11 protein-coding genes are annotated in these 13,979 nt (G+C 70.4%); 5 read left to right on the top strand and 6 right to left on the bottom strand.

Annotation, left to right across the window (positions count from 1 at the left end):
- The first annotated feature begins 31 nt into the window (after positions 1 to 31).
- Both J5226_RS10220 and recQ read left to right on the top strand, forming a co-directional pair.
- A complete protein-coding gene (locus J5226_RS10220; RefSeq protein ID WP_215839807.1) occupies positions 32 to 592 on the top strand; it encodes a Dps family protein in 561 nt (186 codons plus the stop codon).
- Positions 593 to 827: 235 nt separating this feature from the next.
- Complete coding sequence (gene recQ, locus J5226_RS10215) at positions 828 to 2,651, top strand: DNA helicase RecQ (protein WP_215839806.1); 1,824 nt, start codon at positions 828 to 830, stop codon at positions 2,649 to 2,651.
- 256 nt (positions 2,652 to 2,907) lie between these two features.
- On the opposite strand, the gene J5226_RS10210 is transcribed toward recQ, so the two are convergent.
- The 6 genes from J5226_RS10210 to J5226_RS10185 form a co-directional block, all read right to left on the bottom strand.
- The gene (locus J5226_RS10210) at positions 2,908 to 4,572 is read right to left on the bottom strand and encodes a POTRA domain-containing protein (RefSeq protein WP_215839805.1); all 1,665 of its coding nucleotides are present in this window, start codon (positions 4,570 to 4,572) and stop codon (positions 2,908 to 2,910) included.
- 291 nt (positions 4,573 to 4,863) lie between these two features.
- Complete coding sequence (locus J5226_RS10205) at positions 4,864 to 6,363, bottom strand: collagen-like triple helix repeat-containing protein (protein ID WP_215839804.1); 1,500 nt, start codon at positions 6,361 to 6,363, stop codon at positions 4,864 to 4,866.
- Between the two features lie 558 nt (positions 6,364 to 6,921).
- A complete protein-coding gene (locus tag J5226_RS10200; protein ID WP_215839803.1) occupies positions 6,922 to 7,782 on the bottom strand; it encodes a PhzF family phenazine biosynthesis protein in 861 nt (286 codons plus the stop codon).
- A 70-nt stretch (positions 7,783 to 7,852) separates the two neighbouring features.
- The gene (locus tag J5226_RS10195) at positions 7,853 to 8,371 is read right to left on the bottom strand and encodes a M23 family metallopeptidase (RefSeq protein ID WP_215839802.1); all 519 of its coding nucleotides are present in this window, start codon (positions 8,369 to 8,371) and stop codon (positions 7,853 to 7,855) included.
- A 197-nt stretch (positions 8,372 to 8,568) separates the two neighbouring features.
- On the bottom strand, positions 8,569 to 8,733 hold the full coding sequence (locus tag J5226_RS10190; protein ID WP_215839801.1) for a hypothetical protein: 165 nt from the start codon (positions 8,731 to 8,733) through the stop codon (positions 8,569 to 8,571).
- A 257-nt stretch (positions 8,734 to 8,990) separates the two neighbouring features.
- Positions 8,991 to 9,962, bottom strand: coding sequence for a glycoside hydrolase family 6 protein (locus J5226_RS10185; RefSeq protein WP_215839800.1), 972 nt, complete (start codon positions 9,960 to 9,962; stop codon positions 8,991 to 8,993).
- Positions 9,963 to 10,457: 495 nt separating this feature from the next.
- On the opposite strand from J5226_RS10185, the gene J5226_RS10180 reads away from it, so the two are divergent.
- From J5226_RS10180 to J5226_RS10170, 3 genes are read left to right on the top strand one after another with little or no spacing between them, the layout of a single operon-like run.
- Positions 10,458 to 11,192 carry a response regulator transcription factor gene (locus tag J5226_RS10180; protein ID WP_215839799.1) on the top strand — a complete coding sequence of 245 codons (735 nt, stop codon included), beginning with the start codon at positions 10,458 to 10,460 and terminating at the stop codon, positions 11,190 to 11,192.
- Positions 11,185 to 12,708 carry a sensor histidine kinase gene (locus J5226_RS10175; RefSeq protein WP_215839798.1) on the top strand — a complete coding sequence of 508 codons (1,524 nt, stop codon included), beginning with the start codon at positions 11,185 to 11,187 and terminating at the stop codon, positions 12,706 to 12,708. Before J5226_RS10180 ends, J5226_RS10175 begins: the two co-directional genes overlap by 8 nt.
- On the top strand, positions 12,705 to 13,835 hold the full coding sequence (locus J5226_RS10170) for an ABC transporter substrate-binding protein (RefSeq protein ID WP_215839797.1): 1,131 nt from the start codon (positions 12,705 to 12,707) through the stop codon (positions 13,833 to 13,835). Before J5226_RS10175 ends, J5226_RS10170 begins: the two co-directional genes overlap by 4 nt.
- Positions 13,836 to 13,979: the final 144 nt, after the last annotated feature.

Genomic DNA, 13,979 nt, shown 5'->3' with positions numbered 1-13,979 from the left:
TCCGCCACCCCCGCACAGCAAGGAGTCGCACATGGCCAAGTCCAACAAGTCCGACAAGACCAAATCCGGCAAGCCCGCCGCGCAAGCCGCGCCGGCCGCTGCGGTCGAGCGCGGTCCGTCGATCGATATCGGGATCTCGCCGGGCGATCGCAAGAAGATCGCCGAGGGCCTGTCGCGCTTCCTGGCCGACAGCTACACCCTGTACCTGAAGACCCACAACTTCCACTGGAACGTGACCGGGCCGATGTTCAACACCCTGCACGTGATGTTCGAGACCCAGTACAACGAGCAGTGGATCGCGCTGGACGGGATCGCCGAGCGCATCCGCGCCCTGGGCTTCAACGCCCCGGGCTCGTACGCCGAATTCGTGCGCCTGTCCTCGATCTCCGAGGAGCCGGGCCTGACCGACACCGCCGACTGGCGCGAAATGGTACGCCAGCTGGTGGTCGGCAACGAAGCGGTGTGCCGCACCGCGCGCAAGGTACTCGACCAGGCCGACGACGTCGACGACGCGCCGACCGAGGACCTGCTGACCCAGCGCCTGCAGACCCACGAGAAGTATGCGTGGATGCTGCGTTCGCTGCTGCAGTAAGCCGCGAACCGCCCGGCGCGGCGCGCGCCGCCCGGGCCGATGCCCCCCGAAACCCCTCTTCCGCCCGCCGGGAGAGGGGTTTTTCGTGGCGCGGCCTTGGGCCCGGCGTTTTCGGCCGGATCGGCGCGATCCCGGCGCCGGCGCCCGCGGGCTGAAGCCCGCGCCACGAAAAACCCGACCCGCGCCCATGGGCTTCTCCGACCGCCCCGAGCGCCCGCGCCGGTAAACTAGGCGCATGTCGTCGTCCCCCGCACTCGAAATCCTCCACCGCGTCTTCGGCCACACCGCGTTCCGCGGCGAACAGGCGCAGATCGTCCAGCACGTGGTCGACGGCGGCGACGCCCTGGTGCTGATGCCCACCGGCGGCGGCAAGTCGCTGTGCTACCAGATCCCCTCGCTGGTGCGCGAAGGCTGCGGCCTGGTGGTCTCGCCGCTGATCGCGCTGATGCAGGATCAGGTCGAAGCGCTGCGCCAGCTCGGCGTGCGCGCCGCCTACCTCAACTCCACGCTCTCGGCCGACGAGGCCGCGCGGATCGAGCGCGAACTGCTGGCCGGCGAGCTCGACCTGCTGTACGTGGCGCCCGAGCGCCTGCTCACCGCGCGCTGCCTCAACCTCATCGACCGCGCCAAGATCGCCCTGTTCGCCATCGACGAAGCCCACTGCGTCTCGCAATGGGGCCACGATTTCCGTCCCGAATACCGCGAACTGACGATCCTGCACGAGCGCTGGCCGCACATCCCGCGCATCGCCCTGACCGCCACCGCCGACGCGCCGACCCAGCGCGAGATCGCCGAGCGGCTCAACCTGGAAGACGCGCGCCGCTTCGTCAGTTCGTTCGACCGTCCCAACCTGCGTTACCGCGTGGTCCACAAGGACAACGGCAACCGTCAGCTGCTCGACTTCCTCGCCGCGCACCGCGGCGACAGCGGCATCGTCTACGCGTTCTCGCGCCGGCGCGTGGAAACCGTGGCCGAGCAACTGGTCGCCGCCGGCATCCACGCCCTGCCCTACCACGCCGGCATGCCGGCCGAGTCGCGCGCGGCCAATCAGCGCCGTTTCCTGCAGGAAGACGGCGTGGTCATGGTCGCCACCATCGCCTTCGGCATGGGCATCGACAAGCCCGATGTGCGCTTCGTCGCCCACGTCGATCTGCCCAAATCCATCGAAGGCTATTACCAGGAAACCGGCCGCGCCGGCCGCGACGGCGAACCGGCCGACGCGTGGCTGTGCTACGGCCTCGGCGATGTGGTGAGCCTGCGCCAGCTGATCCAGCAAGGCGAAGCCGGCGAGGAACGCAAGCGCGTGGAGCTGCGCAAGCTCGATTCGCTGCTGGGCTATTGCGAATCCACCGAATGCCGGCGCAAGGGCCTGCTCGGCTGGTTCGGCGAACCGCACCCGGGCGACTGCGGCAACTGCGACAACTGCCTGGAGCCGCCGCAAAGCTGGGACGGCACCACCGCCGCGCGCAAGGCGCTGTCGTGCGTGTACCGCACCGGCCAGCGCTTCGGCGCCGGCCACGTCATCGACGTGCTGCGCGGCCAGACCACCGAAAAAGTCACCCGCTTCGGCCACGAAGACCTCAGCACCTTCGGCATCGGCTCGGATCTCGACGCGCGCCAATGGAGCAGCGTGTTCCGCCAGCTCGTCGCCGGCGGCCTGCTGGAGGCCGACATCGAACGCCACGGCGCGCTGCGCCTGACCGCCGAATCCGGCCCGGTCCTGCGCGGCGAACGCAGCCTGCGCTTCCGCAGCGAAACCGCCAAGCCCGCGCGCGGCAGCGGCGCCAAGAAATCGCGCGGCGCGGCCGCGGCGGCGGTCGTCGTCGATCTGGAACCCGAAGCGCTGGCGCGCTTCAACGCCCTGCGCGACTGGCGCTCGACCACCGCGCGCGAGCAGAACGTGCCGGCCTACGTGATCTTCCACGACAGCACCCTGCGCGCCATCGCCGAGCAGGCGCCGGACGATCTGGACGAATTGGCGCAGATTCCGGGGATCGGGGCGAGCAAGCTGGATCGGTACGGCGAGGCGGTGTTGCAGCACTTGCTCGATCACGAATGACGGCGGCGCGCGGTTGCGGGAAAGCTTCGTCGTAAGCGCGGTGTCGCGGTCGCAGCTCGCGCAGCTCCTACAGTCTGGAACGAACCGGCCGAAGCCCCTGTAGGAGCTGCGCAAGCTGCGACCGCGACACGACGCCCACCGCGAACCCCACACCGCAGCCGCGCCACCACAATCGCCGCTCACGCTCCCGCATCGGCCCGCCCTTAGCGGCCGGCCCGCCGCTCACGCTCGCCGCGCCCTCACGCCGCAAGCGCCCTCACGGCACCTGATACGAAAAATTCAAATTCCACCGCGGCTTGCGATCGTCCGTCTCCAACGGCAAATCCGCCGTCGGCTTGGCATAGGCGAAATCCAGGCTGTAATGCTTGTTGTCCGACAAGCGCACGCCCAGCGCCACGGTTCCGAGCCGGTTCGGCGCCGGGCGGCGCCCATCGCTCAGCGACACCTGTGCGTGCTGCACGGCCAGATACGGCGACACCGCCTTGAGCCAGCGCGTCTGCGGTTTGAAATTGCGGCTCAACTCGAAACCCACGCCCCAGCCGCGGTCGCCCGAGGTTTCGCCCGGATCGTAGGCCAGGGCGAAGCGGCTGCCGCCGAAGCTGATCTGTTCCGACGAAGGCAAGCGGTCGCGGGTGTACTGCGCGGTCGCGCGCAGCACCGCGAGGTAGCGCTGGTCCTTCCACGCGCGGCTCTGCGCATAGCCCAAGGTGTAGCGGGTGAAGGCGACGTCGCTGGCCGACGGCAGGATCAGCCCGCCGATGTTGGTCAAGGTCTCGGCCTTGGCGCCCCACAGATCCAAACCGCGCCCGATCTGCAGGCTGATCTGGCGCGCGCGGTCTTTCTTGGCCTGGGAGAAATCCACGCCGGCCTGGATCACCCGGGTCTTGGAACGCTGCTCCAGGGTCGCGCCGCTGATGCGGTTGAGGTAGCGGTCGGATTGATCGGCCGCGTATGCGCCCAGCGACAGGAACAGCGAGCGTTCGTTCTCCAGCCTCAGCGGATAGCGCGCGCTCAGCGCATAGCGGTCCTGCTCGACGCGGTGATCGAGAAACGCCGGCAGCGGCGTCTGCGTCACCGGCACGCCGCGATAGCGCGACCCTTCGGCGCGGCCGATCCACCCGTCGCTGCCGAACATCTGCTGGTACGCGGCGCTGTAGAAGCGTTCGTTGCCGCGGCCGTCGGGATACAGCCCCGCCAGACTCCATTGCTCGGCCAACGGCGTCAGCGCGTTGAGGTTGAGCGTCATCAGGCCTTGGGTGCCGGGATGGTTGAACTCCAGCGCCCACGTCGCCTCGTAACGCTTGGCCTGCACGGTGACGTCGAGCGAGGTCGCGCCGTCGGTCGTGGTCGGCGCCGGCACGTTGAGGCCGATCTTCGCGCCCGGCAGGAAACCGAGAATCTGCGAGTAACGCTCGAAGGTCTTCTGCCGCAGCGGCCGGTCGTCGACGATGCGCTGGGCGATCGCGCGGATCTTGCGCTCCAGCCCGCCGACCTTGCCCTGGATGCGCACCTGCGCCACGTAGCCTTCCACCGCCACCACCCGCACCGCGCCGTCGGCGAAGTCCTGGGTCGGCACGTAGCAGAACGACAGCGCGTAGCCGTGCTTGCGGTACAGCTTGGTGCAGGCGTCGGCCGCGGTGAGCAGTTGCGCGACGGTGATCGGCTGGCCGGCCAGCGGCTTGAACAAGGCGATCACATCGTCGAACGGCACCGACTTGACGCCGGACACCTCGAACCGCGACGGCGTCAGCTGCAGCGCCAGAAACGCGGCCATTTCGGGATTCTGCTGCGGCGCGACCGTGGTCTCGACCTTCGGCGGCCCTTTCGGCAGCGGCGCCTGCGGCAAGGTCTGCAGCGGATTGCCGGTGCTCGGCAATCGCGGCGGGGCGGTTTGGGCGGACGCCGGCGGGCTCGCGAACACGAACGCTGCTAAATACGCGGACACCGCCAGCGCGAGTGGATAGCGCTTTCCCCAAAGCCCTGTTCCCATGCACGGCCCCTTAAGTCGTCGGCGACACCGAACTTCGGCAACCGGCGCCGGCCGTCGCGCGCTGCGGACGGGGCGCCGCAAAGGGGATGCGCGTCCGCCCTAGGCCGGGCGCGCATCCGCAAGACGTCTCGCGAATCACTCTACGTCGTTATGCCGCGGCGGGAACGGCCCCAGGCCGTTCCCGCGCGGTGGATCACAACCCGACTCGGACGCAACCGACGCTTACGGCTTGGCGCCCTTCTTGCCGAGCAAGCCGGTGCCGAGCAGACCGCCCTTGTCGCCGGTGGCGCCGGTGGCGCTGTTCAACGCGCCGCCGAGCAAACCGCCGTTTTGATTGTTGAGCCCGGTCGCCCCGGCTACGCCGTTGACGACCGTGCTCAGCCCCTGAGTCACCGGCTGCAGCGGACCGTTCACCGCCGCCGTAGCCCCCGTGCCGACCTGCGTCACCGCGCCGCCGACCCCGGCCACCGCGCCGCCGACCAAGCCGGTCACCGGCGCCAATGGCGTCGTCGCGCCCGCGCCGGCCAAGCCCGCACCGACGCCGCCGACCGTGGCGCCCACGCCGGCCACCGCGGTGGTCGCGCCGGCCGCGGTCACGCCGACCGGATTGGCGATCGAACCGGCATTGCCGAGCCCGGCGGTGATGCCCGCGCCGACCGTGCCGAGATTGCCGCTGAGCCCGCTCACCGCGCCGCCGACCACGCCGGTCACGCCCGCCGCGCCGCCCGGTACCGGTGCGCCGCTGATCGCGCCGCCCAAACCCGCGCCGGCCGCGGCCACGCCGGTGACCAAGCCGCCGGTGCCGCGCGAAGCGTTCGCCACCAGATTGCTGCCGCCGCTGCCGCCGGCGCTGCCGCCGTTGGTCTGCAACAGGCCCGCCACCGGCGTCGCGATCTGGCTGAGCGCGCCGGTCAGCTGCTGCCCGGCCTGCCCTTCGAGCACGCCGCCGAGCTTGCCGCCGACGGTCTTGACCCCGCCGCCGACGCCCGAGACCAAACCGCCGGCCGCGCTGGTCAGCGGCTGGATCGGCGAGCCCTGGAACGCGCCGACGGTCGCGACCGTCTTGCCCAGATCGTCGACCGTGGTGCCGACGTTGACGACGAGGTTGTCGACGCCGCCGACCGTGGTGCCGACCGGGTTGGAGATGTTGCCGATCTGGCCGAGCCCGCTGCTGGTCGCGCTGCCCAGGCCGCTGACGGTCTTGCCGAGATCGTCGACGACCTTGGCCAGACCCTGCGTGGTCGGGTTATTGCCGCCCAGCAGCGCCTGATTCGGAATCTGCGCGCCCAGCGAGCTCACGCCGCTGCCGATGCCGGACACCAGATTGCCGGCCGTGGTGATGATCGAACCCACCGCATTGCTGGCCGAGGTGCTGCCCGGACCGCCCGGATTGCCGGGGCCGCCCGGATTGCCCGGATTGCCCGGACCGCCTGGATTGCCGGGTCCGCCGGGATTGCCCGGGCCACCCGGGTTGCCGGGCCCGCCAGGATTGCCTGGCCCCCCCGGATTGCCTGGACCGCCAGGACCGCCCGGATCGCCGGGGCCGCCCGGACCGCTGGGGCCGCCGGGCTCGCCGGGGCCGCCCGGACTGCCCGGGTTCGGATTGAAGCTGGATTTGACGCCGCCGGAGCCGGAACAGCCCGTCGTCGCCACGGTGATCGTCAAAATGCACGCGGCCAGCAGGCTGTACGAAAGCGCCTTACGAATGCCCTTGGTGCCCATCACGTCCTCCGAATGCAGCCTTGCGCTGCTCCGTGCCCTGAGGTTTAGACCGCCGTGCCTGCGTCTCGGGGGCGACACCGGCTAAGCGCCGACAACACACTTTCGAGGTGCGAATCTCGTGTGTATCGCGGACAGGCTGCTCCTGTTTATCGTTACGGACGCGTGATGAAAACGGCCGCGCCGACGGGGCCGCGGAAGATTTCCGATAGCCGGCGTTTTCAGTGAGAAACGGTGATTTTCGTTCATTCCGGGCGCGCAGAAACGCGCAATGCGGATCGCCCCGGACAGGCCGGCGGCACGCGAACCCGGTACGGCCGGGTCGCGGTACACCATCCTGAAAACCGCAACCGATAATTGTGACTCAGTCGCCGTTTCCGGACGCCGCGGACGCGCCGGGCGCCGTCATCGAAAACCCGGGCGCGGGCGGGACTGACACGAGGCAATTCCGGCTCCCGCCCGGCCCCAACCGCCGCGAACGGCCGATTTAGCCGATCGTTGCCACAATTACGTAAACGCCGCCATTTGCATTATGCACATCCAAATTGGCAAATCCGGCGCTCACCACTCCACGCTGCCGCGGATCACCGCCTGCACCCGGCCGCCGACCCAGACCGCCCCGTCCTCGTCGACGCGCAGCTCGACCCGTCCGTCGCGCCCGACCTCGCGCCCCTGGCTCGCGCTATAGCTCTCGCCCGCGCGCAACCGTCCGTCCGCCAGCAAGGCGGCGGCGACGGCCGCGTTGGCGCTGCCGGTGACCGGATCCTCGGCGAAGCCGTCGCCCGGGCAGAACGCGCGCACGGTCCGCGCGCAGCCGGCCACGTCGCCGGGCGCGAACAAGGCCAGCCCGAGCGCGTCGCCGCCGAGCGCGGCGATCGCCGCCAGATCCGGCCGCAGCTCGCGCAAGGCGCGCGCGTCGGCGACCTCGGCCAGCCACCAGCGCGCGCCGTTGTCCCACAACGCCGGCCGCAGTTCGCCCAGCGGCAAGCCGTGCAGCGCCGCGCGCACGGCCGCGGCGTCGGGTTCGACGCCTAAGCGCTTCGCCGCCGGCGTGCGCACCGACACCCGCGGCCCGGTCGCATCGTGCGCCACCCGCACCGGCAGCAGGCCGGCCGCGCATTGCTGCACCATCGCCTCGCAACCGGCCGCCACGCGGCGCGCGTCGAGCACGGCCCAGGCCGCGCCGACGCTGGGGTGCCCGGCGAAATCGAGTTCGCGGGTCGGGGTGAAGATGCGCACGCGATAGTCCGCGCCCGCGTCCGGCGGCAGCAGGAACACCGTTTCCGGCAGATGCATCCAGGCCGCGAACGACTGCATCGCCGCATCGTCCAACCCTTGCGCATCGAACACCACCGCCAGCGGATTGCCGGCGCCGATGCGGTGGGCGAACACATCCAATTGCAGATAACGGCGCAGGCTCATGCCCGGATCGTAACCGCCGCGGCGCGCGCGGTGATGTGGCTTTCGGCCTATCGACGCGCGCGCCGCGCGCTCACGGGCAGCGGTTGGCGCTCTTGTAGTCGGTGTAGCGGTCGCGGCCGTCGTAGTAATGAATCGTGCGGCCGTCGAACTTGATCTTCTGCAGCGCGCCGTTGAGCAGTTGCTCGTGATGCAGGTGCGCGCCGAACGAGCCGCCGGTGTTGCCCACCGTGCCCAGGCCCTGGCCTTGTTCGAGCCGGTCGCCGACCTTGACCGAATACGAATTCAAATGCGCGTACAGCGTGCTCCAGCCGCCGCCGTGATCGATCGTCACGTACTTGCCGTAGCTGCGGTTGCCCATATTGCGCACCTTGCTGACCGTGCCCTTGGCCGCGGCCACCACCTTGTCGCCCTCGCCGTTGGCGCGGCTCAGGTCGACCGCCAGCTTGGGACTGTGGTTCTCGCGGGTGTTGCCGTGCCAGACCTGCTTGCACGGGAACGGCATCTGGAACTTGGGCGCGGCGGCGAAAGCGCCGCAAGACAGCGCCAGCGCGAGCGCGGCGGCGGCGAGACGTACGGAGAAGCGGACCATGGCGAAGACTCCTGCGATGAACGAAGAAAGCGCCGGCGCGGGCGCGCCGGCGCGGAGAAAACGCCGCGGAGCGGCCTCCATCCACGAGTGGAGGCCGCCACGCGACGCCCCGCCAACGCACTACGGCCGCCAGCGAACGGCCGCCGGGCCCCGGGGGCACGGGCCCATGGTGCGCAACGGGAAAACGTCGGCCGCGCTCAGCGCGAGGCCGGAATCCGCGGCTGCGCGCGCGACAGTTCGGCGCGCAGCAAGTCGCGGTCGGACGACACCGCCACCGCGCTGACCAGCGCGGTCTGCAGCGCCAGCGCGCACCACAGCCCGCGCCGGCAACGCGTCCAGGAACGCAAGCAAAACCACGGCATGCGACGGCTCCGCGCGCCGCGATGCGGCGCGGAAAAGTCCGGCCGGCGGCGGCGCGGCCCCGAGCGCCGGGCGCGCCGCCGCCACGCCGCGACGCGCGCGGCGGACCGGGGAGAGAACAAAGCGCGGCCGCTCCCGGCGGCCGCGGCATCGCGGCGCTGCGCGCACGAAGGGATGTGCGCGCGCAACGCGGCGAGTGCGCGGTGCGGAACGCGCCGGTCGTCCGGCGCGTTCCTTCAAAGGCGGATCGGAAGGCGGATCAGCGCCCGTCGATCAAGCGCGTGGCGATGTCCGGCGAGAACGTACCGGCCGGCGTGTTCGGCGCGATGCCGCAATTGCCGTCCGAATCGCCCGGCACCTTGACCCACAACAGCATCTCCGCGCCGCTGCTCGGCTTCTGCGAGACCACGCCGAGCTTGCGCCCGGCCGGATTGCACCACTCGCCGTTGGAGCCGTTGCCGTTGCGGCTGGTATCGACCACGAACGGCTTCGCGTAGCCAAACTGATTCTTCAGCGCCGCGCTCACCGCCGCGCCGTAGCGATTGGAATCGGCCGTGGTGTGGTAGTTCGAGACGTTCAAGGCGAAACCGCGGATTTCGCTGGCGCCGGCCGCGTTTAGACGCCGCGCCATTTCCTCGGCGGGCACCCAGCTGGCGTTGCCGCCGTCGTGATAGACCGAGGCGTTGGGCGCGCGCAGCTTGAACTCGCGTGCGGCGTATTGCAGCAGGCCCGTGCGCACCGCGCGCTGATCGCTGGCGAGGCAATCGAGTTGCGCCAACGCGTCGGGCTCGATCACCACCACCGCGCGCGCGTTGCCGATGCCCGAGGCGAAACTCGAAATCCAGGTGCGGTACGCCTCCGGACTGCCGGCGCCGCCGCCGGAATGGCCGCCGCAATCGCGCCCGGGAACGTTGTAGGCGACCAGGATCGGCAGCTTGTCGGCGCTGCGCGCGGCTTCGACGAAGCGCGACACCGCGCCGCCGATCGGCCCGCTCCAATTGCCGAACCAGCGCGCCATCGGCTTGCTCGCGATCGACGCGCGGACCTTCGCCGCGCGCGCATCGCCGCCGTGATCGCGCACCCAGATCGCCGGGTTGGAATCGGGATCGACGTAAAACCCGCCGCTCTGGTTGGCCGCGGTCGCGCAGCCCGAACCCAACAACCCCGCCAGCGCCAGCCACAACGGCGCGGCGCGGCGCGGGCCCACAATCGCTCGAATACTTTGACGCATGTCTCCTCCTGCACAGTGAAGCGGATCGGGAACCGTCGCCGCCGGCGCGATGGTTTCGCGCGCTACTTACTTTTGCTTACGACAGCCAACAGTTCCGCTTTTTTCGCGAACGCCGCGTCCGGGCAAAATGACCGGCGCCGGCGCGACGCTCTTTTAAGCGCCTCACACTTTCGAACTTTGCTCGCGCGCCTTATCGACAGGCGCATATGCGCGTGTTAGTCGTGGACGCATGCTCCCTCCCCGGAGCATGCGTCCAGCGGACTATCGACCGGCCGGCGAAACCTGGGAACCAGCGCGACCGAACACTCCCTCCAGAGCACGCGAACAGTCTAGGCCGGCGGCCTGTCGGCGACCTGTCGCGCGGTGCGGAAGCGGCACGAAAACAGGCAAGGATCGCCGTTCCGTCCGTCTCGCCCGAGCCGACGCGGCCGCGCTCCAGGCCCCGTTCTTCCACCGCAAAACGGCGGCGCCGACGCGCTCGCCCAGGAGTTCTTCATGCGCATTTTGCTGGTCGAGGACAATCTCGATCTCGCCGATTCCGTGGTGCAGCACCTGCGCCGCAACGGCAACGCGGTCGACCATCAAGCCGACGGCTTGAGCGCGCTGCGCTTTCTCGAACACGAACGCTACGATCTGGTCCTGCTCGACATCGGCCTGCCGCGCATGGACGGCCTGAGCCTGCTGGCCGAACTGCGCCGGCGCGGCGACGCCACGCCGGTGCTGATGCTGACCGAGCGCTCGGACATCGAAGACCGCATCAGCGCGCTCGACGTCGGCGCCGACGACTACATCGGCAAGCCCTTCGATTTCCGCGAACTGGCCGCGCGCTGCCGCGCCCTGACCCGGCGCCGGCAAGCCCAGGCGCAAGCCTCCAGCCTGGTGCGGATCGGCCCGATGCTGATGGACAACGCCGCGCGCCGGCTGCGTTTCGAGGACCGCACCATCGACCTGCCCAATCGCGAGTACAGCCTGCTGGAAATCCTGGTCGGCCGGCTCGGGCAGGTGGTCAGCAAGGCCGAGATCACCAACCGTTTGTTCGCGCTGAGCGAGGAAGCCGGCTCCAATACGGTCGAGCTGTACGTGGCGCGGCTGCGCAAGAAACTGCCGCAGCAGTTCCTGCGCATCGTCACCGTGCGCGGCACCGGCTATCTGGCCGAGACCTTGCGCGACTGCGCGCCCGCACCCGCGCAACCGGCCGGCGGCGCGCACGAGTACGGCGCGTATGAGTGAGGCGCTGACAGGCCATGCGCGCACGGGCGAGCCGCGCACGGACGCCGCGTGCGCCAGCGCGGCGTCCGCGGGCGCTCCGCACGCGGGCGACACGCGCGCGAGCGGCGCCCGCACGAACGCTGCGGATGCGAACGACGCCGCCGCGCCCGCGCGCCCGCCGCCGTCGATCCGGCGCACGCTGCTGTTGTCGATCGGCGTGCTGTCGCTGGTGGCGATGCTGTTGTTGTTCCTCGGCGCCGGCAACTACGGCCGACGCGCGGCCGATCTGTCCTACGACCGCCTGCTCAACGCCTCGGCGCTGACCATCGCCGACAGTCTGGCCGTGGTCGATGGACGGTTGGAGGCCAATATCCCCTGCGCCGCGCTGGAACTGCTCTCGGCCGCGCCCGAGGACCGCGCGTTCTACCGCGTGTACTCGCCCGACGGCGGCACCCTCACCGGCTATGCCGATCTGCCGCGTCCGCCCAAGCCGGTCGGCGAGCAGCCGCTGTTCTTCGACGCGCAGTACCGCGGCGAAGCCGTGCGCTTCGCGGTGCTGCGCCGCGCCTCCAGCGGCGACGGCGCCGGCGCGGCGCTGGTGCAGATCGGCCAGACCCGGCGCGCGCGCCAAGCCGTGGCCGACGACATCGTCTGGCACGTCACCGGCTGGATCGCGCTGTTCACCGCCGCCACGCTCGTCTTGGCCTGGCTGGCCGTGGATCGCGCGCTGCAACCCTTGGCGCGGATCGAGCACGACTTCAGCGTGCGCACGCCGTTCGACCTGCGCCCGATCGACCGCGCGGTGCCGACCGAGCTATCGCACGTGGTCGCCGCGCAGAACCACTTCATGTCGCGGCTGTCGACCAACATCGATGCCTTGCGCGCGTTCATCGCCGAGGCGGCGCATCAGATGCGCAATCCGCTGGCGTCCTTGCGCGGGCAGGCCCAGCTCGCGCTGCATCAGGACAATCCGCAGCAATGGCGGCAGAGCTTGCAACAGATCGACCGCCACGCGGGCAAGCTGAGCCGCCTGCTCAATCAATTGCTCAGCCACGCCCACGTCACCCATCGCGCCGAACTGCATCACTTCAAACCGCTGCAGTTGGAGACCATCGCCCGCCAAGCGCTGCACGAATCGGTGCCGCTGGCCGAACCGCGCCCGGACGTTCGCTTCGAGTGCGCCGCCGCCGACAGCCGCCTGCTCGGCGACGCGCTGATGCTGCGCGAGGCGATCAAGAACCTGATCGACAACGCGATCAAGCACGGCGGCGACGCGCCGGTGCACGTGCGCCTGGACCGCGACGACGCCGGCTTGGCGCTGAGCGTCGCCGATGCCGGCCCCGGCATCGACGAAAGCGAACGCGAGCTCGCGTTCGAGCGCTTCGTGCGCGGCGATCGGTCCAGCGCGCAGGGCGCCGGCCTCGGTCTGGCCATCGTCAAGCGCGTGGTGGAAAGCCACGGCGGCCGCATCGAGCTGGCGCAATCGGCCTACGGCGGACTGGAGGCGCGGCTGCGCCTGCCCAAGGACGCGGCATGAAGGCTCTGCGCTACGCCGCATTGGCCGCGCTGTTCCTGATCGCCTCGCTGGGCATGCTGTATCTGGCGCCGGCGCAGGCCCGGCCGAAACAGAACGAGCGCATCAGCGTGTTCGCGCCGCGTCTGCCCAAACAAGGCTTGCTGGTGCTGCACGGCTCGTCCAACGCCGGGCTGATGCGCGCGCTGATCCTGGATTACCAACGTCTGCATCCGGGCGTGGAAGTGCGCTACTCGCATCTGGACACGCAAGAGTTGTACGACCGCGCGCTGCGCGCGGGCAACGGGCCGGAGCGCGCCGACCTGATCCTCAGCGCCAGCACCGACCTGCAAGTGAAGCTGGTCAACGACGGCTACGCGCGCGCGCACCGTTCGCCGCAAGGACAAGCGCTGCCCGCGGCCGCGCGTTGGCGCGACGAGGTCTTCGCCTACGGCTACGAGCCGGTGGCGATGGTCTACCACAGCGGCCGCCTCGACCCGGCGCAGGCGCCGCGCGACCGCGATACCTTGCTGCGCTTGTTGCGCCGCGCCGACCAGCCTTTGCGCGGCCGCATCGCGCTGCAAGACCCGCGCGACAGCGCCGTCGCGTACTTCATCGCCACCCAAGACAGCAAACAGCTCGGCAACGGCGCCGCGCCGCTGCTCGCCGCGCTCGGCGCGCAACGCGCGCAGCCGTACAAGCGCATGGACGCCCTGCTCGACCGCCTCAGCGAAGGCGAACTGAGTCTGGCCTACGGCGTGTTCGGCTCCTACGCGCTGCAGCGCATCGAACGCGGCGCACCGCTGCGGCTGGTGCTGCCGCGCGATCACTTGCTGCTGGTCGCGCGCACCGCGCTGATCCCGCGCGACGCTCCGCACGCCGACGAAGCCCGCCGCTTCCTCGATCATCTGCTGTCGCCGCGCGGCCAGACGCTGCTCGCGCGCGAGGCCTATCTGATTCCCGCGCGGCCCGAGCTGCCGCCGCCGGCGGCGTATCGCGGCCTGCTCGGCGCCGCCGCGAATCCCCGGCGGGTGCCGTTGGGGCTGGGCTTGCTGGTGTATCTGGACGAGACCAAGCGCCGGCACTTCTTGCGCGATTGGGGCGCGGCGTTGGGTACGGGCGCGGCGCAGCCCGGTGCTTCGCGACGCTGAAGGCGGGACTCGGCGACTTAGAACTTCGCTTCTGCCCGATTCGCTATCTCGTCTGGAGCTCGCGCGACCGCGGAGGCTGCTCGGACCGTCGGCCGTCTCCCGCCCCATCGCCGCATTTGTGAAACCCGCTGCAGTTCGACGTTG

Source organism: Lysobacter sp. K5869 (assembly GCF_018847975.1).
Lineage (GTDB): Bacteria > Pseudomonadota > Gammaproteobacteria > Xanthomonadales > Xanthomonadaceae > Lysobacter.
The sequence above is the reverse complement of the archived record's forward strand: the minus strand, read 5'-3'. Positions and strand labels throughout refer to the sequence as shown.

What these genes read in the sequence shown, in the direction of transcription:
- J5226_RS10220 (WP_215839807.1), top strand. Translation starts at nt 32, where the DNA reads ATGGCCAAGTCCAACAAGTCCGACAAGACCAAATCCGGCAAGCCCGCC.
- recQ (WP_215839806.1), top strand. Translation starts at nt 828, where the DNA reads ATGTCGTCGTCCCCCGCACTCGAAATCCTCCACCGCGTCTTCGGCCAC.
- J5226_RS10205 (WP_215839804.1), bottom strand. Translation starts at nt 6,363, where the DNA reads ATGGGCACCAAGGGCATTCGTAAGGCGCTTTCGTACAGCCTGCTGGCC.
- J5226_RS10200 (WP_215839803.1), bottom strand. Translation starts at nt 7,782, where the DNA reads ATGAGCCTGCGCCGTTATCTGCAATTGGATGTGTTCGCCCACCGCATC.
- J5226_RS10195 (WP_215839802.1), bottom strand. Translation starts at nt 8,371, where the DNA reads ATGGTCCGCTTCTCCGTACGTCTCGCCGCCGCCGCGCTCGCGCTGGCG.
- J5226_RS10190 (WP_215839801.1), bottom strand. Translation starts at nt 8,733, where the DNA reads ATGCCGTGGTTTTGCTTGCGTTCCTGGACGCGTTGCCGGCGCGGGCTG.
- J5226_RS10185 (WP_215839800.1), bottom strand. Translation starts at nt 9,962, where the DNA reads ATGCGTCAAAGTATTCGAGCGATTGTGGGCCCGCGCCGCGCCGCGCCG.
- J5226_RS10180 (WP_215839799.1), top strand. Translation starts at nt 10,458, where the DNA reads ATGCGCATTTTGCTGGTCGAGGACAATCTCGATCTCGCCGATTCCGTG.
- J5226_RS10175 (WP_215839798.1), top strand. Translation starts at nt 11,185, where the DNA reads ATGAGTGAGGCGCTGACAGGCCATGCGCGCACGGGCGAGCCGCGCACG.
- J5226_RS10170 (WP_215839797.1), top strand. Translation starts at nt 12,705, where the DNA reads ATGAAGGCTCTGCGCTACGCCGCATTGGCCGCGCTGTTCCTGATCGCC.